General features: G+C 71.7%; 16 protein-coding genes. 5 read left to right on the plus strand and 11 right to left on the minus strand.

The window, feature by feature from the left end; all coding sequences use genetic code 11:
* The first annotated feature begins 62 nt into the window (after nt 1-62).
* Nucleotides 63-1,319: an MFS transporter gene (locus ACQP2O_RS13770; protein ID WP_433183851.1), complete on the plus strand. Its 1,257-nt coding sequence runs from the start codon at nt 63-65 to the stop codon at nt 1,317-1,319.
* Between the two features lie 131 nt (nt 1,320-1,450).
* Here ACQP2O_RS13770 and ACQP2O_RS13775 read toward each other — a convergent pair whose 3' ends face one another.
* From ACQP2O_RS13775 to ACQP2O_RS13785, 3 genes are all read right to left on the minus strand, one after another.
* On the minus strand, nt 1,451-3,646 hold the full coding sequence (locus ACQP2O_RS13775; RefSeq protein WP_433183854.1) for a glycosyltransferase family 39 protein: 2,196 nt from the start codon (nt 3,644-3,646) through the stop codon (nt 1,451-1,453).
* Nucleotides 3,643-4,956 carry a glycosyltransferase gene (locus tag ACQP2O_RS13780; protein WP_433183857.1) on the minus strand — a complete coding sequence of 438 codons (1,314 nt, stop codon included), beginning with the start codon at nt 4,954-4,956 and terminating at the stop codon, nt 3,643-3,645. Before ACQP2O_RS13780 ends, ACQP2O_RS13775 begins: the two co-directional genes overlap by 4 nt.
* 129 nt (nt 4,957-5,085) lie before the next feature.
* Nucleotides 5,086-5,811 (minus strand): alpha/beta hydrolase, encoded by a 726-nt coding sequence (locus ACQP2O_RS13785; protein WP_433183859.1) that lies wholly within the window; start codon nt 5,809-5,811, stop codon nt 5,086-5,088.
* A gap of 146 nt (nt 5,812-5,957) precedes the next feature.
* Here ACQP2O_RS13785 and ACQP2O_RS13790 point away from each other — a divergent pair, with 146 nt between their 5' ends.
* Entirely contained in the window at nt 5,958-6,890 is a 933-nt protein-coding gene (locus tag ACQP2O_RS13790; protein ID WP_433183862.1) for a helix-turn-helix domain-containing protein, read from the plus strand.
* 150 nt (nt 6,891-7,040) lie between these two features.
* On the opposite strand, the gene ACQP2O_RS13795 is transcribed toward ACQP2O_RS13790, so the two are convergent.
* From ACQP2O_RS13795 to aceB, 8 genes are all read right to left on the minus strand, one after another.
* Nucleotides 7,041-8,531 (minus strand): ATP-binding protein, encoded by a 1,491-nt coding sequence (locus ACQP2O_RS13795; protein WP_433183865.1) that lies wholly within the window; start codon nt 8,529-8,531, stop codon nt 7,041-7,043.
* Nucleotides 8,528-9,199, minus strand: a complete 672-nt coding sequence (locus ACQP2O_RS13800) for a response regulator transcription factor (protein ID WP_433191015.1) — start codon at nt 9,197-9,199, stop codon at nt 8,528-8,530. The genes ACQP2O_RS13795 and ACQP2O_RS13800 overlap by 4 nt, the downstream gene beginning before the upstream one ends.
* Nucleotides 9,200-9,288: 89 nt before the next feature.
* On the minus strand, nt 9,289-10,014 hold the full coding sequence (locus ACQP2O_RS13805) for a hypothetical protein (protein ID WP_433183867.1): 726 nt from the start codon (nt 10,012-10,014) through the stop codon (nt 9,289-9,291).
* 122 nt (nt 10,015-10,136) lie between these two features.
* The gene (locus ACQP2O_RS13810; protein ID WP_433183870.1) at nt 10,137-11,768 is read right to left on the minus strand and encodes an L-lactate permease; all 1,632 of its coding nucleotides are present in this window, start codon (nt 11,766-11,768) and stop codon (nt 10,137-10,139) included.
* Between the two features lie 3 nt (nt 11,769-11,771).
* On the minus strand, nt 11,772-13,034 hold the full coding sequence (locus ACQP2O_RS13815) for a (Fe-S)-binding protein (protein ID WP_433183872.1): 1,263 nt from the start codon (nt 13,032-13,034) through the stop codon (nt 11,772-11,774).
* A complete protein-coding gene (locus tag ACQP2O_RS13820; RefSeq protein WP_433183875.1) occupies nt 13,034-14,335 on the minus strand; it encodes an FAD-binding oxidoreductase in 1,302 nt (433 codons plus the stop codon). Before ACQP2O_RS13820 ends, ACQP2O_RS13815 begins: the two co-directional genes overlap by 1 nt.
* Entirely contained in the window at nt 14,335-15,777 is a 1,443-nt protein-coding gene (locus tag ACQP2O_RS13825) for an FAD-linked oxidase C-terminal domain-containing protein (RefSeq protein WP_433183877.1), read from the minus strand. Before ACQP2O_RS13825 ends, ACQP2O_RS13820 begins: the two co-directional genes overlap by 1 nt.
* Nucleotides 15,778-15,816: 39 nt before the next feature.
* Nucleotides 15,817-17,418, minus strand: coding sequence for a malate synthase A (aceB, locus tag ACQP2O_RS13830; RefSeq protein ID WP_433183880.1), 1,602 nt, complete (start codon nt 17,416-17,418; stop codon nt 15,817-15,819).
* A gap of 292 nt (nt 17,419-17,710) precedes the next feature.
* On the opposite strand from aceB, the gene hflX reads away from it, so the two are divergent.
* From hflX to ACQP2O_RS13845, 3 genes are all read left to right on the plus strand, one after another.
* Nucleotides 17,711-19,120 (plus strand): GTPase HflX, encoded by a 1,410-nt coding sequence (hflX, locus tag ACQP2O_RS13835; protein WP_433183882.1) that lies wholly within the window; start codon nt 17,711-17,713, stop codon nt 19,118-19,120.
* A gap of 578 nt (nt 19,121-19,698) precedes the next feature.
* Entirely contained in the window at nt 19,699-20,910 is a 1,212-nt protein-coding gene (gene hutI / locus ACQP2O_RS13840; protein WP_360891495.1) for an imidazolonepropionase, read from the plus strand.
* 374 nt (nt 20,911-21,284) lie between these two features.
* Entirely contained in the window at nt 21,285-21,968 is a 684-nt protein-coding gene (locus ACQP2O_RS13845; RefSeq protein ID WP_433183885.1) for a TMEM175 family protein, read from the plus strand.
* Nucleotides 21,969-21,990: the final 22 nt, after the last annotated feature.

Raw genomic sequence — 21,990 nt, forward strand, 5'->3', positions numbered from 1 at the left:
TGCGGCCCGGTCATCGACGTCACCCGAGGTGGAGCGAGACTGCCGATGATCGGTGAGGACGCGTGACACGGCGGCTGGGACGCGACTTTCGGTTGCTGTGGGCGGGGCAGACGATCAGCCTGGCCGGTGACCAGGTCGCGACGCTGACGATTCCCAGCATCGCGATTCTGGTACTCCACGCCGCGGGGTGGCAGGTCGGCCTGCTCACCGCCATCGGGTACATCGCCTACCCGCTGCTGGGCCCGTTCGCCGGGGTGGCCGCCGACCGGTATCGGCGCCGCCGGATCCTGATCACCTGTGACCTGGTACGACTGGTGGTCTTCGCCACGGTCGCGGTCGTCTCGGCCACCGGCCGGATCGACTACCTGTCGCTGTGCGCCGCGGTCGCCGTCACCGGCGTGTGCGGGGTGTACTTCGACGTCGCCTACCAGGGATATCTGCCGATCCTGGTGGAGGATGGCGGCCTGCTCAGCGGCAACGCCGCTCTGGAGAGTTCCCAGGCCGCCGCCCAGCTCGCGGGGCCGGCCCTGGGCGGTTTCCTTCTGCAGTGGGCCGGTCCCGGCGGTGCTTTGGCCGCCAACGCCGTGTCCTTTGCCGCCTCACTGACCGGGCTGTCTTTCATCACCACCCGAGAACCCGTCCGCCATCACCGGCCCCCGGCGCTGGGAGCGGCATTGAGACAAGGACTCGGTCACGTCTGGCATCACCCGGTGCTCCGCCACACCACGCTGGCCGCGGCCATCCGCAACCTCGGCATGACCATGGTCAGGACCGCGCTGCTGTTGTTCGCCTATCGGGCCCTGCGCCTCTCGGCCGCGGTGACCGGCACGATCCTGGCGGCGGGCACCGCCGCCGCCCTGCTGGGCGCGGTGGGCGCCCGCCGGCTCGCCGCACGCATCGGACTGAGCCGCACGCTGAGGATGAGTGCCGGCCTGGAAGGCGCCACATGGGCCTTGGCCCCCATCGCCCTGCTGGGTGTCCCCGTGCCGGTGCTGGTCTGCGTCGCCGCCGTGGCCTCGATGTGGCTGCCGATCTGGAACGTGAACGTGCTGACGCTGCGCCAGACCCTCACCCCGGCCCATCTGCAGGGCCGCACCCACGCCGCCGCCCGCACCATCACCCACTGTGCCGTCCCGGTCGGCGCCCTGACCGCCGGCGGAATGGCCACGATCGGCACCGCCGTGCTGGGCACCCGCACCGGCCTGGCCGTCGTGCTGTCGGTCAGCGCCGCCATCAGCGCCTCGGCCGTCTGGTGGCTACGCGCGCCATCGATCAGCCGCCTGGCCCACCACCCCCCGCTGGCGGAGCGAGGACCCTGATCTTCCGTTTCCGCCGAGGGTTCTCGTGGTCCTTACCCCGAGAACCCTCGGCGGATGGTCCGCGCTCCGCGCGCCACTTGAGGGCGGTCGACCGTTCGGGGCGTTGGGAGACGCCCGGTCCGCGTTGTTCGTCAGCCGCAGCGGTAGAGGGACGATCCGCTCTGCTGGGAGGAGCCGGTGGACGAGGAGGCGCCGTACTCGGAGGGCTGTACGGCGGTGCAGTTCTTGGTGACCCAGGAGGTCACGTCCGAGTTGCCGCCACCGGGACCGCCTCGTCCGCCGAAGCCGCCGCCGGTCATCACGTAGTGCAGCTTCCCGGCCTTGACCAGCTCCTGGAGCTTCTGCACGGTCATCGCCTTGTCGCCGCCGACGAAGCCGAACATGGAGATCGCCGGCCGGCCCGTCTGCAGGATGATCGACGCGGCGCTCTGCGAGTTGCTGACCGCGACGAGCCAGGTGGCGCCGCCCTGGTTCTTCTCCAGGTAGGAGATCATCTGCGAGCTGAGCTCACCGCCCATGCCCGGACCGCCTCCGCCGGGGCCGCCCTGCCGCCCGTTCTGGCCACCGGGCATCTGGCCACCGGGCATCCGGCCGGCGTTGCCCTGACCGTTGGCGCCGCCCTGGCCGCCTGAGCCGCCTTGGCCTCCGGTGCCGCCCGGAGCGCCCGGGAAGCCACCACCCGGGAAGCCGCCCCCGGGGAAGCCGCCGCCTTCCTCGAGCCTTTTCCGGATCTCGGCCGGGATCTGCCCGCCCCCCGGCATTCCGCCGCGCATGCCCGGGAAGCCCATGCCGCCCGAGTTCGGGCCGGCGGTCGGGTTGCTCCCGTTCGTGCGGCCACCGGCGGCGGACACCGCGAAGGCCGCCGGTCCGGCGAGCCCGGCCACCAGGCCGATGACGCCCGCCAGGACGCCGAAGCGGGCGAGCGTGCCCGGGCCGAGACGCACGGCGAGCAGGCCGATCACGGCGACCACGGTCAGGCCGGCGACGGTCCAGGCCAGCCACGGGTTCCAGTTCGGGGTGCGCCGCAGGAGGGTGAACGCCCACGCGCCGGTGACCGCGAGGCCGGCGGGCAGGACCCAGGTCCAGGCCCCGCCGCCCCGGTACGTGCGGGTCAGCTCGACGGCGCCGATTCCGACCAGGGCGGCGATCGCCGGGGCCATGGCGGTCGTGTAGTAGGGGTGCATGATGCCGCTCGCGAAGCTGAACACCACGAAGTGGAGGGCCAGCCAGCCGCCCCACATCACCAGGGCCGCGCGCGCCAGGTCCGTACGAGGCCGCTTCCAGTACAGGACCAGGCCGCCGACCAGGACGAGCGCCGCGAGCGGCAGCAGCCAGGAGATCTGGCCGCCGAGGACCTCGTTGAACATGCGCCCGATGCCGGACTGACCGGAGAAACCGGGCCCGCCGCCTCCACCGCGCCCGCCACCGCCGGGGCCGCCGCCTCCGCCGGGACCGCCGCCCTCATTGCCGGTGATCCGGCCGATGCCGTTGTAGCCGATGATGAGGTCCCAGGCGGTGCCGTCCGTGCTGCCGCCGATGTAGGGCCGCTTGCTCGCGGGGATCAGGTCGACGATGACCGTCCACCAGAGGCTCGACACCGCGAGGACGACCCCGGCGGCGAGCAGGTGCCCGATCCGGCGGAGCCACCCGCCCTGGGCGAACAGCAGGTACACCAGTGCGAGCGCGGGCAGCAGGATGTACGCCTGCAGCATCTTGGTGTTGAAACCGCAGCCGACGAAGAACGCCGAGGCGAGCAGCCAGCGCAGCCGCCCGGACTCCAGCGCCCGCTGGCAGGCCCACGCGGAGAGGGCCAGCAGCAGGACGAGGAGCGTGTCCGGGTTGTTGTCCCGGTTGATCGCCACCGTGATCGGCGTCAGCGTCATGACCAGCGCGGCGATGACGCCCGCGATCGGTCCGAAGGCGCGCCGGACCGTGGCGTACACGACGGCGACCGCCGCGACGCCCATGATGACCTCGGGCAGCAGCAGGCTCCACGTTCCGAACCCGATGATCCGGGCGAAGATCTCCTGAACCCACAGGGCCATCGGCGGCTTGTCCACCGTGATGAACGACGCGGAGTCCAGCGAGCCGAAGAAGAACGCCTTCCAGCTCTGGGCGCCGCTCTTGACGGCCGCGGAGTAGAAGCTGTTGGCGTAGCCGCCCGCCGACAGCCCCCAGCCGTACAGCGCGGCGGCCAGCGCGAGGACGGCCCACAGCGCGGGACGGGTCCACGCGGGGTCACCCGTGGGGCCGAGTGCGAGACGGCCGAGCCGGTTTCTCGGCCCTGCCTGGGGCGCGCCGGCGGGTTCGGACAGTTGGGTGGTCAACGGGACTGCTCCTGCAGGACGGGCTCCGTCTCCTCGGCGGCGCGGCGCGGGTGGAAGACCCAGGCGCGCAGCAGGACGAAGCGTATGACGGCGGCGAACAGGTTGAGCGCGAACAGGGCGGCGACCTCGGCCAGACGCGGGGCGTTCGGCGCGACGGTATCGAAGACGGCCAGGCCGGCGGTGCTGACGACGAGGCCGACGAGGAACGCGACACCGCCTTCGAGCTGGTGCCGTACGGCGCTGCGCCGCCCGCGTACGCGGAAGGTGAACCGGCGGTTCGCGGCGGTGTTGGCGATGGCCGCGAGGAAGTACGAGACGACGTTGGCGGCGATGACCGGCATGAAGAAGCGCAGCAGCGCGTACAGCGCGAGCTGGGCGACGGTGCTGATGACCCCGATGATCGCGAAGCTCGGCAGCTGCCGGCGCATGCCGGTCGGCAGCTGCGCGTCCCGCGTACGGGCGGGGACCGGCACGTTGAAGGCTCCGGACAGGACGCGGCGGGCCACGCGCGCCATGCCGCGCAGATCGTCCACCGCCGTGCGGACGACGTCGACCCGGCTGTCCGGGTCGTCCACCCAGTCCACGGGCACCTCGTGGATCCGCAGGCCGTTCCGCTCGGCGAGCAGCAGCAACTCGGTGTCGAAGAACCAGGCCTCGTCCTCCACCGCGGGCAGCAGCGCCCGCACGATCTCGGTACGGCCGGCCTTGAACCCGCACTGCGCGTCGGAGAAGCGGGCGGCGAGCGCCGTACGCAGAAGGAGGTTGTACGTGCGGGAGATGAACTCCCGCTTCGGCCCCCGTACGACGGCGGAACCCCGGGACAGGCGGGTCCCGATCGCCAGGTCGCTGTGGCCGGACACCAGCGGCGCGATCAGGGGCAGGAAGGCGTGCAGGTCGGTGGACAGGTCCACGTCCATGTAGGCGACCACGTCGGCGACGCTGGTGCTCCAGACGTGCCGGAGCGCCCGGCCGCGTCCCTTACGGTCCAGGTGCACGGCGTCGACCTCGGCGATCTCCAAGGCCAGGTGCTCGGCGACGTCCCAGGTCCCGTCGGTGCTCGCGTTGTCGGCGATCGTGATCACGAAGCGGTACGGGAACGTCTCGCGCAGGTAGGCGTGCAGCCGGCGCACGCTGGCCGCCAGCACGTGCGCCTCGTTGTAGACGGGGATGGCGACCTCGATGAGCGGGTCGCGGGGTTCTTCGTCGATGATTCCCGGGGGCTGCCCCAGGGGGCCGCGCCGGGAGCGCGCGGCCTCGCCGCGCCCCGGCCCGGACCCCGGGAGATCCACGGAAGTCGTCAGCTCGCTCATGCTGACCAAGCTCGCGACTCATCGTGGGAGCCGCGTGAGCCGTTTCTTAAGCCCGGATGAGAAAGCGAATCCGGCGCGTGGTCGATGTCCCGGCCTCGGCCGTCTCGACCGACCGCATCGGTGGGCGGGTCAGCCGACCTTGACCAGGAGCTCGGCGAGCTCGACCGGCATGGTGATCATGCAGTCGTGGCCGGTTTCCAGTTCCCAGACCTGTGCCGGGGAACCGTTGGGCTGTATCGCGGGGACGGGCCGCCGGACGATGCCTTCCGGCTTGCCGACGGTGCAGTGGATGTGCGTCCGTGGGATCGTGTTCACGGCCGGGTCGTCCAGCCGGACCGGTTGCTGGAGGCAGCGCACCGGCTGATCCGACAGCATCGTGCGCAGCCAGGCGACGTCCGCTGGGTCGGTGACCCCGAACAGGCCCGAGGGCGGCGGCAGCTCGGGTAGCGGCGGAACCCGCCAGCCACTGTCGGACTTCACGGCGAGATCGATCAGGTCCTGGGTGACGGGCATCACATCGGCCGCGCTCTCGCCGTCCTCCGGGACCATCGCGTCGAGGTAGACCAGGTGTGCGATCCGCTCCGGGACCTGGTTGGCCGCGGACGAGATGACCAGCCCGGCGTAGCTGTGTCCCACGAGGATCACCTCGGTGAGGTCTTCCTCGATGATCAGCCGAACGACGTCGTCGACGTGCGTGTCCAGCCCCACCTCGGGGCTGAGCAGATGCGCCTTGTCGCCGTAGCCGGTCAGAGAGGGCGCGAACACGCGATGCCCGGCCGACGCCAGCAGCGGGACCACCCGCTCCCAGCACTGTCCGCTGTGCCAGGCACCGTGTACCAGCAGATATGTCGACATGATTTCGCTCCTTGTTGTGCTGGTCCGCGTCGTGGGCGCGGCCACTGATCAGGCTGCCGCCCGGCCTCTGACCGGGCCAGGGCCCCCGCGATCCTGGGGGTGACAGGACCAGGCACGCGCGCGACCGCGCGAATTACAGTGCGGAGATGACCGGCGAACCGAACCCGCTGGGCGACTACGTGCGCGCCCGCCGTGAGCTCGTCACTCCTGAAAAGGTCGGTATCCCCGTCTCGGGGGCACGGCGCGTGCCGGGCCTGCGCCGGGAAGAGGTCGCCATGCTCGCCGGCATCAGCGCCGACTACTACCTGCGCCTGGAACAGGGCCGCGACCGCAATCCATCCGTGCAGGTCCTCGAGTCCCTCGCCCGCGCGCTGCAACTCGACGACGACGCGACGGCATACCTGCTCCGCCTCGGCGCCGACAGGCCTCGACGGCACCAACGGCGCCGGGCCCGGAAGGAGACCGTCCCTCCGGGAATCGTCAAACTCGTCGCCACGCTTCCGCTGCCCGCGCTGGTCGAGGGCCGCTACTTCGACGTTCTCGCCGCCAACGCCTTGGCGACCGCTCTGTCACCGCGCTTCGCGGTGGGAGCCAACCGCCTGCGGGACCTGTTCCTCGACCCCGCCGAGCAGGCCCTCTACCCGGACTGGGAGAAAGCCGGCGCGGGCATGGTCGCCGGCTTCCGCGAGTCCGTCGGCACCGACACCGACGACCCCCGATTCATCGAGCTCGTCGGCGAGCTCTCCCTCGCCAGTCCCCGCTTCAGCCGGATCTGGGCCCGCCACGACGTGGAGGCGTGCGAAGGCGCACCTAAACACATCGACCACCCCCAGGTCGGTCGCCTACGGCTGAACCGGGAGAGGCTGGGGATCGACGGCACGGCAGGCCAGACCCTCGTCATCTACCACCCGGACCCCGGCACTGACAGCGCCGACAGACTGGCACTCCTCGCCTCCGCCGTACAGACACCAACTGCGCCTCACGCCACAACCGCCGCCGAACAGGCACGAGCGGATACCGACTCACCGGACGCGGTGCACGGACACCCCAAGGGCGTGTCGGGCAAATCCCGTTCATAGCGAGCGGCGCGCAGCCGGACAGCGGATTTGTCAGACACGCCCAGCCTCGGCGGCCGACGTCTTCCCCGCCGGCGCGGTCGCCCGAGTTCGCGGCGCCGACCCACGGCTCGTCGTCGCCCGGTTCGGCGCCGTCGGGCGTCCGGGGGTCGGCTATCGCCTGGGGTCGGCGTCGACGGCGCGGTCGCCGGCGTTCGCGGCGCCGATCCAGGGCTCGTCGTGGTCCGGCCCGGTGCCGTCCGGCGGGGCCGCGTGGCCCGGGAGCCGGAGCCAGGCCAGGGTGCCGCCGCCGTCCGCGGGGCCCAGCCGGACCTCGCCGCGGGCCTCGGCGACCGCGCGGGCCACGATCGCCAGGCCCAGGCCCGAGCCGGGCAGGCCGCGGGCGGACGGGGAGCGCCAGAAGCGGTCGAAGACGTACGGCAGGTCTTCGGGCGGGATGCCCGGACCGTGGTCTCGTACGGTGAGTTCGCCGCCGTCCAGCCGTACGGCGATGGTGCCGTCCGGCGGGCTGAACTTCACGGCGTTGTCGAGGAGGTTCACCACCGCCCGCTCGAGGGAGGGGGCGTCGCCGCGGACGTGCCAAGGGGAGACGACCGCGTCGACGTTCAGGCCGGGTCCGCGCAGCCGCGCGCGGCGTACGGCCTTGTCGACGACCTCGTGCAGGGCGACGTCCTCTTCGACCCGGACGCCGGTGGCGGACTCGGGCCGGGACAGATCGAGCAGGTCGCCGACCAGGTGGGACAGTTCGAGCAGCTGTGCCTTGACGTTGGTGAGGAGCCGCTGCTTGTCGGCGGCGGGCAGCGGCCGGCCGGTGGTCTCGCTGCGCAGCATCAGGTCGATGTTGGTGCGCAGGCTGGTCAGCGGCGTGCGCAGCTCGTGCCCGGCGTCGACGATCAGCTGCTGCTGGCGTTCGCGGGCGCTGGCGAGCGCGCGGGTCATGCTGTTGAACGACCGGCTCAGCCGGGCGATCTCGTCGTGGCCGTCGGCGGGGATCGTGGTGGCCAGGTCCTCGGTGCGGGCGATGTGCTCCACCGCGCCGGTGAGCCGGTCCACCGGCCGCAGCCCGGCGCGGGCGATGAGCAGGCCGGCGGTGGCCGCGCCGACCACGCCGACGGCGGAGACGATGACCAGTACGACGGCAAGGCTGTCGAGTTTCTCGTTGACCGGGCCCAGCGGCTTGGCGATGGACACCGCCGCGCCCTCCGCGTCGTGCCGGGTGAAGACCCGCATGGCGACGCCGCTCTCGGTGTGGCCGTCCCGGACCACCACGTTGCGCCGGCCGTTGGCGACGTCCAGGTCGCTGGCGGTCCGGACGAGCGGGTCGGTGGTGTCCTGCGGGTTGCAGGACGTGCCGTTGGCCCACACGACCTGCATCGTGGGCACGAAGTCTCGGCCCGGGTCATTGCCGCCGTTGTCGGTCTGCCGGCAGATGTCCGCGACCGAGCCGATCGGCCGGTGTGGTGGGCCGTGGAGGCCCGGTGGCCCGAAGCCGGTCCGGGGTCCGGACAGCGACTGGTCGAGCTGTTCGATGAGCTGCTTGTGGACGATGAACCAGCAGCCGAGGGCGCAGGCCGCGACGGCGACGGCTACGGCGAGGCTCGTCAGCACGGCCAGCCGGGCGCGCAGCGACAATCGCTTGATCATGGTTCCCGCAGGACGTATCCGACGCCGCGCACGGTGTGGATGAGGCGCGGATCGCCCATCTTGCGCCGCAGGTACATCACGTAGACGTCGAGGGAGTTGGACGCGGGCTCGAAGTCGAAGCCCCACACCGTCTCGAGGATCTGCTCGCGGGTGAGCACCTGGCGCGGGTGCGACAGGAACATCTCCAGGAGGGTGTACTCCGTACGGGTCAGGTCGAGGCCGCGGCCGTCGCGGGTGACCTCCCGGGTGAGGGTGTTCATCCGGACGCCGGCGTACTCCATGACGTCGCCGGGGTCCGCCGAGCGTGCGGTGAGCACGCTGCGCCGCAGCAGCGCGCGGACCCGGGCGAGGAGCTCGTCGAGCTCGAACGGCTTGACGAGGTAGTCGTCGGCGCCCGCGTCGAGGCCGGTGACCCGGTCGCCGATGGTGTCCCGGGCGGTCAGCATGAGCACGGGGACGGCCTCTCCCCGGGCACGGAGCCGACGGCAGGTGGTGAGGCCGTCGAGGCGGGGCATGAGGATGTCGAGCAGGACGAGGTCGGGCTTGACGGCGTCCAGCTTCTCCAGGGCGTCAAGCCCGTCGACGGCGGTCTCGACCTCGTAGTCCTCGAAGGCGAGGCTGCTGGCGAGCGACTCTCGGACGGCGGGTTCGTCGTCCACGACCAGGATGCGCACGATCCGACGGTACCGGGGGTCAGCGGGTGGGCGACCGGCGCGGCCGGTGACGGGACGTATTTCTCATGGAACTCTCAGAGGGATCAGGGGAGCTCGACCTGGACGGCCTGGCGGTTGGCGACGAAGCGCGGGTTCCAGACGTACAGCCCGATGTCGCCCGGCTGGGTCTCCTTCTTGACGCCCATGTCGGTGGCGACCCTGACCAGGTAGCTCGCTCCCGCCGGGATGTACTGGTCGCCCTCCTGCGACTTGGGCGGCGCGAACCCGAGCGTGTCGATGACCTCGGTGCTGTCGGGCAGTGTGCACATGTCCGAGGGCGCGCCCGGCTGCGGCATGCACCGGCCCGTGGCCGCGACGCTGTCGGGGAGGGCCGAGCGCTTGACGAACAGGTCGGCCGGAAAGTCGAGCAGCGCGGGATCGGTGCCGCTGTTGGTGATGACGTAGTCGACGTAGGCGAGGGTCGCGCCCTCCGGCGGCGGCGTCTTGGTGCCGGAGAGCGGTTTGTCGGCGGTGCCGGCCCCGACCGCGGCGATGTCGTAGAGGTAGCCGTCAGGGGTGGACAGGTCGAGCTTCGGGCCGAGCTTGAGCTGGGCGAGCGTACGACGGTGCGCGGGCCGCGCCCCGGCGGCGTTCGTGGTGGCCGCCATGGTGCTCGGCTCGTCCTCGGTTCGGCTTCCGTGCGACCGGAGAGTGAACATCAATCCGGCGACGGCGACCACTCCGGCGACGCCCGTGACACCGCCCGCGATGGCGAGGCGGGCGGTGTTCCTGGCCTTCTTACGCCGGTGTGAGCGGTGGCTCGCTGGCATTGATCTTCCGGCCCCCCAACGGTACGCGGGGCGGGCCATGGGGCCCGCGCCGCGCGATTGATGAGGTTGAAAGATAGCAAAGTGTGTCGAAGGGGAGAATTACCGCAGCGATGACAGATGGGTCAGGGCACCATCCAGTCCAGAATGGCGTTCGCTTGCAAAAGGACGAGGACGCACATCCCACCGAGAAAGACGAGACTCCAAATGATCACTCGGCGGAAGATGTCGCCCTCCCGGCCGTCCAGCCCGACCGCCGCGGCGGCGATCGCCAGATTCTGCGGCGAGACCATTTTGCCGAGCACGCCGCCGGAACTGTTGGCGGCCGCCAGCAGCACCGGGGACAGGTGGGCCTTGCCCGCGGCGGCGACCTGGAGCGCGCCGAACAGCGAGTTGGAGGAGGTGTCGGAGCCGGTCACGGCGGTGCCGAGCCAGCCGAGGACGGGGGAGAGGAACGCGAAGAACCCTCCGGCGCCCGCCATCCAGGTGCCCAATGTGATCGTCTGCCCGGACGCGTTCATCACGAAGGCCAGCGCCAGAACGAGCGTGACGGTGAGGATGGCCCACCGTAGTTGCACCAACGTGTCCCGATAGGCACGCAGCGCGCGGCGGACCGAAATCCGCAAAATGATCATGGTGAGCAGTCCGGCGGCCAGCATCTGGGTGCCCGGAGTCGTCAGGTAGTTCAGCGTGAAGGTCGGCAGGGACAGCGGTTTGCCCGCCGCGTTCACCAGGTGCAGGCCCGGCCAGTGCACCGGCTGCGTCGCCTTGTCGATGGCGTTCTTGATCGCCGTTATCTGGCACACGACGAAGACCAGAATGATGGTCGCGTACGGCAGGTAGGCCCGCAGGACCTCCCGCGGGTCGTCCGGGTGGGCCACGCGCCCGGCGAACTCCGGCGTCGGCTCGTCCGCCGCGCCGCCCGCCACCACCGCCTGCCTCTCCGGCCGCAGGCGCGGCCGGACGATCGCCACCACGGTCGCCGCGGACACCAGGGAGGCGACCACGTCGGCCAGCGGCACGGAGATGAAGTTCGACGTCACGTACTGCGCGACCGAGAAGGCGATTCCGCAGCCGAGCGCGGCCGGCCAGGTCTCCCGGACGCCACGGCGCCCGTCGACGATGCTCACCAGGATCAGCGGCACGAACAGCGCGAGGATCGGCGTCTGCCGCCCGACCATCGCGCCGAGCGTGTCACTGGACTGCGACGTCACCTTTCCGAGCGTCAGGATCGGCGTGGCCATCGCCCCGAACGCCACCGGCGCGGTGTTCGCGGTCAGCGCCAGCACCGCCGCCTTCAGCGGCCGGAAGCCCAGCGCGATGAGCATCACCGACGTGACCGCGACCGGCGTGCCGAACCCGGCGAGCGCCTCCAGCAGCGCCCCGAACGAGAACGCGATGATGATCGCCTGGATCCGCTGGTCGTCGCTGACCCGCGCGAACGACCGCCGCAGCACGTCGAAGTGGCCGGTCTCCACGGTCATCGTGTAGACCCAGATCGCGTTGATCACGATCCACAGGATCGGGAACAGGCCGAACGCCGCCCCCTCCGTCCCGGCCAGGGCCGCCTGGCCGACCGGCATCCCGTACGCCCAGATCGCCACGGCCAGCGCGACGGCGAGGGCGACGAGCGAGGCCGTCCACGCCCGCATGCGCACGACGCCGAGCAGCACGAACAGCGTGAGCAGCGGCAGCGCGGCGACCAGTGAACTCCAGGCGAGGGAATGGGCGACGGGATCGAGCACTTGCTGGAACAACGCTCACCTCCGGGAGAGGAATGACTCCTTGCCGATCCCCCGAATGGACGCGTCCAGGACCTCCGCCGTATGGGCCACCGGGAGATCCGCACCCTGCCTGCGCAGGGCGGTGGTGATCTGCAGAGTGCAGCCGGGGTTCGCGGCGACGAGCAGGTCCGCGCCGGTGGCCGCGACGTTCCGCGCCTTCCGGTCGCCCAGCTCGCCCGCCGCCTCCGGCCGCAGCAGGTTGTACACCCCGGCGGATCCGCAGCAGATCTCCGGGTCGGCGACCTCCCGGACCTCCAGCCCGGGGATGTCGCCGAGCAGCCGCCTGGGCTGCGCGCGGACGCCCTGCGCGTGCGCGAGGTGGCACGCGTCGTGGTAGGCGACCGCCAGTTCCAGAGGGTGGCGGGTGGCGCGCGGGCCCAGGTCGGCCAGGAACTCCGCGAGGTCCCGCGTCTTCGCCGAGAACGCGGCGGCGCGCTCGGCCCACTCCGCGTCGCCGGCGAACACCGCGCCGTAGTCCTTCATCGCCGACCCGCACCCGGCGGAGTTGACCACGACGACGTCGACGTCCGCGAACGTCTCGATCGTCGCGCGGGCGAAGGCCCTGGCCTCCTCGTCCCGTCCGGTGTGCAGCGACAGCGCCCCGCAGCAGCCCTGGCCCTTCGGGAGGACCACGTCGCAGCCCTCCATCGCGAGCACGCGGGCGGTCGCGGCGTTGACGCCGGGGAAGAACTCCCGCTGCACGCACCCGGTGAGCATCCCGACGACGGCGCGGCGCTCGCCCCGGGCGGGGACCCGCTCGGGCAGGCGGACGTGCCGGGCGGGCGGCGGCGTCAGGCGTTCCATCGCGGCGAGCGTTGGGGAGATCCGTTCGAGCAGGGGTGTCACGTTCAGGTTCAGCCGGCGGTACGCGCGCAGCGGCCCGCGCAGCGCCCGCAGCCGCCGCGGATAGGGGAACACCGCGAAGATCGCCTCGCGCAGCAGCCGATCCCCGCGCGACCGGGGGTGGTCGTCCTCGACCCGCGCCCGCGTCATCTCGATGAGCCGGTCGTATTGGACCCCGGACGGGCACGCCGTCACGCAGGCCATGCAGCCGAGACAGCGGTCGAAGTGCTCGACGGTCGACGCGGTCAGCGGACCGCCGCGATCGAGCTGGTCCATGAGGTGGATGCGGCCGCGCGGGGAGTCCATCTCCTCGCCCCACAGCACGTACGTCGGGCAGGTCGGCAGGCAGAACCCGCAGTGCACGCAGTCGTCCAGCAGCTCCCGGAACTCCTCCATCAGATCCCTCCTGCGAACCGGCCCGGCGCCAGGCGGTGCCCGGGATCGAACTGGTCCTTGACGCGGCGCATCAGCGGCAGCGCCGGAATCGGCCCCCACCGATCGAGCCGTACGCCCGGCGGCGCCGCGAGCGCGACGGCGGTGCCGTGGCGGCGTAGCCGCGTGAGCGCCTCGTCCGCGCCGTCGGCGGGCAGGGCCGCGTGCCAAACCCCGCGCCCGGCCGAGCCGCGGATCCGCGCCCGGCCGTCCGGTAGCTCGGCGAACAGGTCCGGGAGGGCGGTCGGCAGCGCCCGGACCTCGGCCAGGACCTCGCCGTCGGGGAGGCGGGCCCACCATCCGGGCGGGCCGTCGTCGATCCGGCCGCCGATGAGGCTCCGTGCCGCCTCCGCCCGGGGCGGCACCCCGTCGGGCACCCCTTCGAGCAGGACCGCGACGGTGATCGGATCGGGGCCGTCCACCTCGATCGCGGCGGGGACCAGCGTCGAGTGCAGCACGGCCTGGGCCATCTGGAGGGCCTGGGCGGGATCGGCGGCCGTGGCCGAGACGTACGCGGTCGCGCGCGGCAGCGGATGCAGCCGGAACGCGGCCTCGACGATCAGGCCGAGCGTCCCGTACGAGCCGGTGAAGAGCTTGCCGAGGTCGTACCCGGCGACGTTCTTGACGACCTTGCCGCCCGCGTGCGCGACGACGCCGTCGGCGCGGACGACGGTGATGCCGATCAGCAGGTCGCGGGCGGATCCGTACAGCAGGCGGCGCGGCCCGGCGACGCCGGTCGCCAGGACGCCGCCTACGGTGCCGCCCGGCGGCAGGAGATCGAGGGCGAGCTGCTGGTCGGCACCCGACAGGACGTCGCGCAGGTCGTCCAGGGGGAGGCCCGCCTCGGCCTTGACGACGAGGTCTCCGGCGGCGTGCTCGACGATCCGGCCGAGCCGGCGGGTGTCGACGAGCAGGTCGCAGCCGTCCGGCGGCGCGCCCCAGTGCAGCTTGGTGCCCGCGCCGCGCGGCACGACGGTGAGCCCGTGCTCGGCCGCCGTACGCATCAGGTCGGCCGCCTCGGCGACCGTCGCGGGCGCGGCGACGTACGCAGGCGTGACGCCCGCCGACGTGACGCCTGGGGACGTGGCGCTCGGCGGCGTGACGCCTGGAGACGTGAGGCCTGACGGCGGGACGCCCGGGGACGTGGCGCCTGACGGCGGGATGCCTGGAGACGTGATGCGTGGCGGCGGGACGCTCGGCACGGCGTCGGCCGCCTCGCCCGGGCGGACCTCGCACGCCTTCGCCAGGGCGTCCAGGGCCTTCATCAGAACAGGTCCGCCTTCCCGCTCTCGACCAGCGGATGCACCCCCGTGCGCCGGCCGGGGACCTCGCCGCACAGCCGGGGCGTGGGGTACACCTTGCCCGGATTGCACAGTCCCGCCGGGTCGAAGGCGCACCGCACCATCTGCATCGTGTCCAGGTCCTCGCCGGTGAACATCCGGGGCATGTGCTTGGCCTTGTCGATCCCCACGCCGTGCTCGCCGGTGATCGACCCGCCGTGTTCGATGCACAGGTCGAGGATCTTCCCCGAGACCTCCTCGGCACGCTCGCCCGCGCCCGGCTCCGCGCCGTCGAACAGCACGAGCGGGTGGAGGTTGCCGTCGCCGGCGTGGAAGACGTTCGCGACGCGCACGCCGTGCTCGCGGGAGAGCGCGTCGATCCGCGCGAGGACCTCCGGCAGCGTCGTGCGGGGGATGACGCCGTCCTGCACGATGTAGTCCGGGCTGATCCGCCCGACGGCGGCGAACGCCGACTTGCGGCCCCGCCAGATCAGCCCGCGCTCGGTGTCGTCGGCGGCGACGCGGATCTCGAACGCCTGCCCGCACAGCTCCTTCACCCGGGCGAACTGCGCGTCCACCTCCGAGGCCGGCCCGTCCAGCTCGACGATGAGCACCGCGCCCGCGCCCGGCGGGTAGCCGCAGCGCACGGCCGCCTCGGCGGCCTCGATGGACAGGGCGTCCATCATCTCGATCGCGGCGGGCACGACCCCGGCCGCGATGATCGCCGAGACCGCCTCGCCGGCGTGCTCGATCGTGTCGAACCCGGCCAGCAGCGTCTGCACGGTCTCTGGCAGGCGCGTCAGCCGTACGGTGACCTTGGTGGTGATGCCGAGGGTGCCCTCCGAGCCGACGAACGCGCCGAGCAGGTCGTAGCCGGGGCCCTCGGTCAGGTCGACGATCTCTCCGTCCGGGGTGACGATCTCGCACGCCAGGACGTGGTTGACGGTGAAGCCGTACTTCAGGCAGTGCGCGCCGCCGGAGTTCTCCGCGACGTTGCCGCCGATCGAGCAGACCTGCTGGCTCGACGGGTCGGGGGCGAAGTAGTAGCCGTACGGCCGCGCGGCCCGGGTCACGTCGAGGTTGATCACGCCGGGCTCGACGACCGCGCGCTGGTTGGCCGCGTCGACCTCCAGGACGCGCCGCATCCTGGAGGTCACGATCAGCACGCCGTCCGTACGGGGGAGCGCGCCGCCGGACAGGCCGGTGCCCGAGCCGCGCGCGACGTACGGAACGCCGTCCGCCGCGCAGGCCCGGACGATCGCCGCGATCTGCTCGGCGGTGTCCGGCAGCACCACGATCCCCGGTGTGGCGCGGTGGTAGGTCAGGCCGTCGCAGTCGTACGTCGCCAGCTCGGCCGGATCCGTCAGGACGCTCCCCGCGCCGACGATCTTGCTGAGCCGGTCCGCGAGCGCGTCAAGCCGTGCCATACCACCCATACTCACTCTTTTTTCGAAGATCGGCGAGGGTCACGGCATGCGTTCGTATGCCGGGAGGGTGAGGAAGTCGGCGTAGTCGTCGGCGAGCGCCACCTCCTTGAACAGGCTCACCGCCTCGGCGAACCGCTGCTCGTCGAACGCGTCGCCGTACGACTCGCGGATCTTGCCGAGCTCCTCCTCGATGAGCCGTTCCACCAGGTCACGGGTGATCTTGGGTCCTTCGGCGAGGTTCACGTCGTTGTGGATCCACTGCCAGATCTGCGAGCGGGAGATCTCGGCGGTCGCGGCGTCCTCCATCAGGTTGAAGATGGCGACCGCGCCGTTGCCGCCGAGCCAGGTGGCGATGTACTGCAGGCCGACACTGATGTTGTTGCGCAGCCCCGCCTCGGTGATCTCGCCGGGGGTCTTGTCGACGGCGAGCAGGTCCGAGGCCGAGACGGAGACCTCCTCGCGGAGCCGGCCCAGCTGGTTCGGCCGGTCGCCGAGGACTCCGTCGAAGATCTCCCGGCAGACCGGGACCAGGTCGGGGTGGGCGACCCAGGAGCCGTCGAAGCCGTCGTTGCTCTCGCGGGTCTTGTCGGCCCGGACCTTCTCGAACGCGGCCTTGTTGACCTCCTCGTCGCGGCGGGACGGGATGAACGCGGCCATGCCGCCGATCGCGTGCGCGCCGCGCTTGTGGCACGTGCGGACGAGCAGCTCGGTGTAGGCGCGCATGAACGGTGCCGTCATCGTGATCGCGTTGCGCTCCGGGAGCAGGAACTGCCGGCCGCGGGCGCGGAACTTCTTGATGACGGAGAACAGGTAGTCCCAGCGGCCGGCGTTCAGCCCCGCGGAGTGGTCCCGCAGCTCGTAGAGGATCTCCTCCATCTCGAACGCCGCCGGGATCGTCTCGATGAGGACGGTGGCCCGGATCGTGCCGCGCGGGATCTCCAGGAGGTCCTGTGCGAGGTTGAAGGCGTTGTTCCAGAGACGCGCCTCCAGGTGGCTCTCCATCTTCGGCAGGTAGAAGTACGGTCCCTTGCCCTTGGCGAGCTGCCGCCGCGCGCAGTGGAAGAAGTAGAGGCCGAAGTCGAACAGCGAGCCCGACATGCGCTCGCCGTCGACGAGGACGTGCTTCTCGTCCAGGTGCCAGCCGCGCGGGCGGACGACGATGGTGGCGAGCTCCTCGTCCGGCTTGAGGCGGTACGACTTGCCGCCCGTCTCGAAGTCGATGGTGCGGTCGAGCGCGTCGCGGAGGTTGAGCTGGCCGCCGACCATGTTCTCCCACAGAGGCGTGTTGGCGTCCTCGAAGTCGGCCAGCCACACCTTCGCGCCGGAGTTGAGCGCGTTGATGGTCATCTTCCGGTCGGTCGGGCCGGTGATCTCGACGCGGCGGTCCTCAAGGCCCGGCGCCGGCTCGGCGACCCGCCAGGAGTCGTCGTGGCGGACGCCCGCCGTGTCCGGCAGGAAGTCCAGCGTGCCGCCGCGGGTCAGCTCCTCCTGACGCTCGGCGCGCCTGTGCAGCAGCTCTTTGCGGCGGGCGCCGCATTCCCGCTGCAGGGCGGCGAGGAAGCCCAGCGCCTCGGGCGTGAGGATCTCGTCGTAGCGCTCGTGGGCGGGGCCGGTCAGCTCCACGCCGGCAAGTCCGGGCATCGAGGCCACCTTTCGTATAGTGAAATTATTCTTCTGCTTAATGGAAACGATATTAAGATCGCCGTAGCTCGGTCAACGGTGAGCCCGGCCACCGGCGCCGGGGTTTCCCGGCCCTGGTGAGGACGAGGGGCGTCTCCACGTCGGCGGGCGCGCAGGGATATCCCTGCCCCGGTGGGGAACGGTCATTCCGGGCCGGACACGGCCGTGCCCGGAATAAGCAGGTGTGCTCGGGGCCCGGCCATGGCAGCATCAGGGAAGATCCGGCGACGTTCCGGCGTTGACATGGGGGAACATGACGAACTTTCCTTACGAAGAGCCAGAGCAGACGCCGCTGACCGGCGAGCTGGACCTGGAGGAGCGCCAGGCGCTGCGGCGTGTGGCCGGCCTGTCGACGGAGCTCAGCGACGTCACCGAGGTCGAATACCGCGCCCTGCGACTGGAGCGCGTGGTCCTCATCGGGGTCTGGACCGACGGCGACGAGGCTCAGGCCGAGAACTCCCTCCGCGAGCTCGCGCTCCTGGCCGAGACCGCCGGATCCGATGTCCTCGAGGGCATGGTCCAGCGGCGTTCCAAGCCCGACCCGGCGACCTACATCGGGTCCGGCAAGGCGGCCGAGCTGCGCGACGTCGTGATCTCCACCGGCGCCGACACCGTGATCTGCGACGGCGAGCTGACCCCGAGCCAGCTCCGCCAGCTGGAGGAGATCGTCCAGGTCAAGGTGATCGACCGGACCGCCCTGATCCTCGACATCTTCGCCCAGCACGCCAGTAGCCGTGAGGGCAAGGCGCAGGTCGAGCTGGCCCAGCTCGACTACCTCCTTCCCCGCCTCCGCGGCTGGGGTGGCAACCTGTCCCGGCAGGTCGGCGGCCGCGCCGCCGGCGGCGTCGGCATCGGTGGCCGTGGCCCCGGTGAGACCAAGATCGAGCTTGACCGGCGGCGGATCCGGTCCCGCATGGCCCGCCTGCGCCGCCAGATCAACGAGATGGGCAAGGCCCGCGACACGAAGCGGTCCCGGCGGCGCACCCGCCAGGTCCCCTCGGTGGCGATCGCCGGCTACACCAACGCCGGCAAGTCCAGCCTGCTCAACCGCGTCACCGGCGCCGGCGTCCTCGTCGAGAACGCGCTGTTCGCCACCCTGGACCCCACGGTCCGGCGGGCGAGCACGCCGAACGGCCGGGCGTTCACGATCACCGACACGGTCGGGTTCGTCCGTCACCTGCCGCACCAGCTGGTGGAGGCGTTCCGCTCGACGCTGGAGGAGGTCGCGGACGCCGACCTGATCCTGCACGTCGTCGACGGCTCCGACGCGGCCCCGGAGGCGCAGATCGCCGCGGTCCGCGAGGTGCTGCGCGAGCTCGGCGCGGACGACGTGCCCGAGCTCATCGTGATCAACAAGGCCGACGTGGCCGACGCCCTCTCCCTGGCCCGGCTGCGGCGCCACGAGCCGCGCAGCGTCGTCGTCTCGGCGCGCACCGGACAGGGCCTGGACGCCCTCCTCGATGCGGTCGAGGAGCAGCTCCCGCGCGGCGACCACGAGGTGCACGTCCTCGTCCCGTACGAGCGCGGCGACCTGGTGGCCCGGGTGCACGACCTCGGCGAGGTGCTCTCTCAGGAGCACACCGCCGACGGCACGGCCCTCCACGCCCGCGTCCCCGCGAGCGTGGCCGGCGAGCTGGAGCCGTACGTGACCACGCCCGCCTGACGGGCGCGCGACCGGCGAGCCGGCGCCGCACGTCACGATGCCCGCCTGACGGCGGCGAGCTGGAGTCGTACGTCACGATGCCCGCTTGGCCGTGTGCGGTCGGCGAGCTGGAGCCGTACTCGGACGGGCACGCGACCGGCGAGCTGAGCCGTACTCGGACGGCGTGTGGCCGGCGAGGTGGCCCCGTACGTCACCACGTCCGCCTGACCGTAAGGCCGGGCGGCGAGGTCCGAATTCGGGTCCCGTCGTCCGGCGAGCCCGGCCCCCTGTCGATTCCGTCGTTCGGTGCGGCGAGGGGTTGGGAGTGAGGTATCGTCAATGCACCTGTAGCAGTCGTGCCGCTGGGCGGTTTGGGAGTGGTATGTGGCGTGAGGCTGTACAGCGTGGCCTTTCGTGCACTACGGTGACGAAACCGATATCCCCGGGCTCGTTGCTCCAGGTGGTCGGCTGATCACCCCTTATCCGACTTGGGTCCGTCGGCAGTGCCGCCGGCGTAATCGAGCGAGAGCAGGTGACCCGCTGCATGGCGTCCGGACACCTTTCACCGGCGCGCGACCGCAGAATCGGGCGGTGACGCGATGACCGTGCGTTTGCTGACGAATATCGGTCGGCTGTGGACCGGCACCGATGTGTGCAGCAACGCCGCCATTCTCGTGCACGACGACCGGATCGTCTGGGCCGGTCCCGCCTCGGACCTTCCGCAGAGCGTCCCCGGTGTCATCGACGACATCGTCGATGTCGACCACGTCGAGAACCTCGGTGGCGGCCTGGTGACCCCGGGTCTCATCGACGCGCACTCGCATCCGGTGTACGCCGGTAACCGCTGGGCCGAGCTGGCCATGCGGACGAGCGGGTCGTCCAACAACGAGATCGTCGCGGCGGGCGGCGGAGTGGCCTCCACCGTCACCGTGACCCGTGGCACCGATCCCTGGACGCTCTGCAACAACGTGCGCGAGCGGCTCCGGCAGTGGATCTGCGCCGGCACGACCACGGTCGAGGCGAAGACCGGATACCACCTCACGCGCGACGGCGAGCTGGCCGACGTCCGGATGCTGCGCTCGCTCGAGGAAGAGCCCTCGATGCCGCGCATCCACGCGACGTTCCTTGCCGCGCACATGCTGCCGCCGGAGTACTTCGGCCGACGCCGCGACTACATCGAGGCGGTTCGCCTGTGGGCCGGCGACGCGGCCGCCGCGGGCGCCGACAGCATCGACGTCTACTGCGACGAGGGCCACTTCACCGCGGACGAGGCCCGCGTCCTCCTCATGACCGGCCAGCGCGTCGGACTCAAGGCGCGGCTGCACGCCTGCGCCAACGAGCGAGTCGGCGCCGCCCAGGTCGCGGCGGAGGTCGGCTGCGCCTCGGCCGACCTGCTCACCGAGGCCAACGACGACGACATCAAGGCCCTGCACCACGGCGGCGTCGCCGCGACGGTCTGCCCCGGCAGCGCCCTGCACAACGGCCGCACCCCGCCGGTCCGCGCCATGCTCGACCGCGGCGTCACCCTGGCCCTCGGCACCGACCACAACCCCGGCCAGTGCGGTATCACGTCGATGCCGCTCGTGATCGGCCTGTCGGTCGCGATGTTCGGCCTCAGCGTCAACGAGGCGCTCCGCGCGGCGACCCTCGGCGGCGCGGCCGCCCTCCGGGTCTCCGACCGGGGTGCGCTCGTGCCCGGCATGTACGCCGACATCGTGCTGTGGGACGCCGACCACGAGGGCGCGTTCGCCTGGGCCTTCGGTCTCCGCGCGCTGCGCGTCTGGCGCGGCGGCGTCCCGGTCCAGCCGTAAGGCCCCTGGCTCGCGCGGCCGGACGACCTCGCGCGCGTGCGGTGGGTGTCCTCGGCTCGCCCTGGCGAGGACACCCGTTGGAGGCAGTACGCCGGGAGTAACGTGTTCGGTGACCTCTCTTAAAGACTCACGCCGTCGCCCGTTATGACCTGGATGCGCTGCGGCCTGACCGCCTAACGGCGGCGTGGCGGGATGCCCACCGCATCCCACGTACGGATGTCCGGTGACGGCGACCACCGAGAGGTGGACCACCGCTCGAGTCGGCCGGCGAACCCAGGAGTCCGCGACCCGCCGGTGCGCGTACGATGCGGCTCCACCGTTCCTCTTCGTTGGAGTCGCCTGTCGTGTCCGAGCGCGTTGATGAGACTGAGGATATGGCGGAGGCGATCGCCCCCGGACGGCTGGCGGCGTTCAGCGACGGCGTGATCGCGATCGCCGCGACGCTCCTCATCCTCGAGGTGAAGGCCCCGCCCGCCGGGGAAGAGGTGTGGCCGGCACTGCGTCACGAGTGGCCGGCGCTCGCGGCGTACGCCGTGAGCTTCCTCGTCATCGGCATCGCGTGGATCCACCACCACAACATGTTCCACCAGGTGCGGCGGGTCGACCGTGGCCTGCTCTTCCTGAACCTCGGCATGCTGGCCACCCTGGCCTACCTGCCGCTGCCGACCGCGACGCTCGGCAACCACCTCACCGGCCACGACGCCGTCCCGGCCGCCGTTTTCTACTCGGCGTCGGTCATGGTGTCGGCCGTCTGGTTCACCTTGCTGTGGAACCACCTGTGCGCGCGGCCGTACCTGCTGCACCCGGCCGCACGGGAGTTCGCCCGCGAGGCCCGCCGCAGGTCGCTGCTCGGGCCGGTGTGCTACCTGCTCGCCGCCCTGCTCGCCTTCGTCAGCCCGGTCGGCTCGCTGATCCTCAACGCCGCGATCATCCTCTACTTCATCGCCGGTCGTCGGTCCCCGGCCTCCCGCGTCCAGCGCCCCATCCCGGCCTCGGCCGCCGGCTCAGAAGAAGAGGACACGGCCAGGGACGGCGAGCCGTCCCCCGACGCTCGCTGATCGGCCCGCTCTCGGCAAAGGA

Source organism: Actinoallomurus sp. CA-150999, assembly GCF_050942425.1.
In the GTDB taxonomy this organism is placed as follows: Bacteria; Actinomycetota; Actinomycetes; order Streptosporangiales; family Streptosporangiaceae; genus Actinoallomurus.